The sequence below is a fragment of the Chitinophaga dinghuensis genome (assembly GCF_003259435.1).
GTDB lineage: Bacteria > Bacteroidota > Bacteroidia > Chitinophagales > Chitinophagaceae > Chitinophaga > Chitinophaga dinghuensis.
Genome location: NZ_QLMA01000019.1, coordinates 1 through 2916 on the forward strand (window position 1 = coordinate 1; position 2916 = coordinate 2916).

The 2916-nt window shown below is 47.9% G+C and carries 1 rRNA gene; it reads right to left on the reverse strand.

Annotated elements, in window-relative coordinates:
- Positions 1-20: 20 nt before the first annotated feature.
- Positions 21-2898: ribosomal RNA gene (locus CLV59_RS28710) — 23S ribosomal RNA — on the reverse strand.
- Between the last annotated feature and the right edge of the window lie 18 nt (positions 2899-2916).

A 2916-nucleotide genomic window follows, 5' to 3' on the forward strand; every position in this document is an offset into this window, starting at 1 on the left:
TGGACAACGAAGTAATAATAAAGTTAAAGCTTACGGGCAATTAGTATTACTCGGCTGTGATGTTACCATCTGTACACCTGTAACCTATCAACGTCGTAGTCTCCGACGGCCCTTAAAAGTAAACTCATCTTGAAGCAGGTTTCACGCTTAGATGCTTTCAGCGTTTATCCTATCCATACATAGCTACTCTGCACTGCACCTGGCGGCACAACAGATACACCAGCGGTATGTACGACCCGGTCCTCTCGTACTAAGGTCATGTCCTCTCAATTTACTAACGATCACAACAGATAGGGACCGAACTGTCTTGCGACGTTCTGAACCCAGTTCACGTGCCACTTTAATCGGCGAACAGCCGAACCCTTGGGACCTTCTCCAGCCCCAGGATGTGACGAACCGACATCGAGGTGCCAAACCTCACCGTCGATATGAGCTCTTGGGTGAGATCAGCCTGTTATCCCCGGAGTACCTTTTATCCTTTGAGCGATGGCCCTTCCATACAGAACCACCGGATCACTTTAGCCTGCTTTCGCACCTGCTCGGCTTGTTTGCCTCACAGTCAAGCACCCTTATACTAATGCGCTCTACGTACGATTACCAACCGTACTGAGGGTACCTTTGCGAGCCTCCGTTACCTTTTAGGAGGCGACCACCCCAGTCAAACTACCCACCAAACAATGTCCCCGTTGCCGGGTTAGACTCTAAATAACAGAAGGTTGGTATTTCAACGATGACTCCACAACTCCTGGCGAAGCTGCTTCATAGTCTCCCAACTATCCTACACATCTGGCATTCAAAATCAATGTTAAGTTGTAGTGAAGGTTCACGGGGTCTTTCCGTCCCGTTGCGATTAACCGGCATCTTCACCGATACTACAATTTCACCGAGCTCGTGGTAGAGACAGTGTCCAACTCATTAGACCATTCGTGCAGGTCGGAACTTACCCGACAAGGAATTTCGCTACCTTAGGACCGTTATAGTTACGGCCGCCGTTTACTGGGGCTTCAGTCAGGAGCTTTGGCTTGCGCCGAACACCCTTCCTTAACCTTCCAGCACCGGGCAGGTATCAGGCTCTATACGTCATCTTTCGATTTTGCAGGGCCCTGTGTTTTTGTTAAACAGTTGGTTGGACCATTTTACTGAGACCACATTGCTGTGGTACGCCTTATCCCGAAGTTACAGCGTCAATTTGCCTAGTTCCTTTACCACGGATCACTCGAGCGCCTTAGGATATTCTCCTCGACTACCTGTGTCGGTTTACGGTACGGGCTGCTATGAACGAACCTTAGAAGTTTTTCTTGGAAGTCTGATTAGGGACATTATCAGCGCTGCCGAAGCTTTGCCGTACTATCAGGTTCATCAAGTCTTGCGGATTTACCTACAAAACCTATAACTACACCCTTTAACGCACTATTCCGTAAGTGCGCAGTCCTTTCACTACTCCGTTACTCCATCGAATTCATAGCAGGTAATGGAATATTCACCATTTTGCCATCAGCTACGCCTTTCGGCTTTGCCTAAGGACCCGACTAACCCTGATCCGATTAGCGTTGATCAGGAACCCTTAGTCTTACGGCGATAAGATTTTTCATCTTATTTATCGTTACTTATGCCTACATTTTCTTTTCTAAACGCTCCAGCATGTCTCGCGACACACCTTCGATGCAGTTTAGAATGCTCCCCTACCGTCTAGCATTACTGCTAGGCCTAAAGCTTCGGTTGTATGTTTGATACCCGATTATTTTCCGTGCCCAAACCCTCGACCAGTGAGCTGTTACGCACTCTTTAAATGAATGGCTGCTTCCAAGCCAACATCCTGGCTGTTTTAGGATTTGAACCGCGTTTGATTAACTTAACATACGATTAGGGACCTTAGCTGTTAGTCTGGGTTATTTCCCTCTCGGCCATGGACCTTAGCGCCCACAGCCTCACTCCCGGAGATTATGTTATAGCATTCGGAGTTTATTAGGGTTTGGTAGGCGGTGAAGCCCCCTAGCCCAATTAGTAGCTCTACCTCTATAACACGTCTATATCCGAGGCTGTTCCTAAAAACATTTCGGGGAGAACGAGCTATCTCTCAGTTTGATTGGCCTTTCACCCCTATCCACAGGTCATCCCATAGCTTTTCAACGCTAATGAGTTCGGACCTCCAGTTAGTTTTACCTAACCTTCATCCTGCCCATGGATAGATCACAAAGTTTCGCGTCTACCCCTACTGACTGAAGCGCTCTGTTAGAACTTGCTTTCGCTGCGGCTCCGGTACTGAAGACCTTAACCTCGCCAGTAAGGAGTAACTCGTAGGCTCATTATGCAAAAGGCACGCCGTCACTCTTGCGAGCTCCGACCGCTTGTAAGCGCACGGTTTCAGGAACTATTTCACTCTCCTGTTCGGAGTACTTTTCACCTTTCCCTTACGGTACTGGTTCACTATCGGTATCTAAGGAGTATTTAGCCTTATCAGATGGTACTGACAGTTTCACACAGGATTCCTCTGGTCCCGCGCTACTCAGGATACTACACGTCCGTCAGAATTTGCACCTACAGGGCTATCACCTGCTACGGCTCATCTTTCCAGATGATTCAGTTTGATCTGACTTTCTAAAAGTAGTCCTACAACCCCGGGTAGAATTGCTTCGACCCGGTTTGGGCTCTTCCCTGTTCGCTCGCCACTACTGGGGGAATCATTATTATTTTCTTTTCCTGCAGGTACTTAGATGTTTCAGTTCCCTGCGTTGGCTCTCTTTCGAGTGATACACCTTCAGTGTACCGGGTTGTCCCATTCGGAAATCTACGGATGTAATGCTCGTTTGCAGCTCCCCGTAGCTTATCGCAGCTTACCACGTCCTTCGTCGCCTCTTAGATCCTAGGCATCCACCATGCGCCCTTATTCGCTTTAAATAATTTGTATTTAAGTAT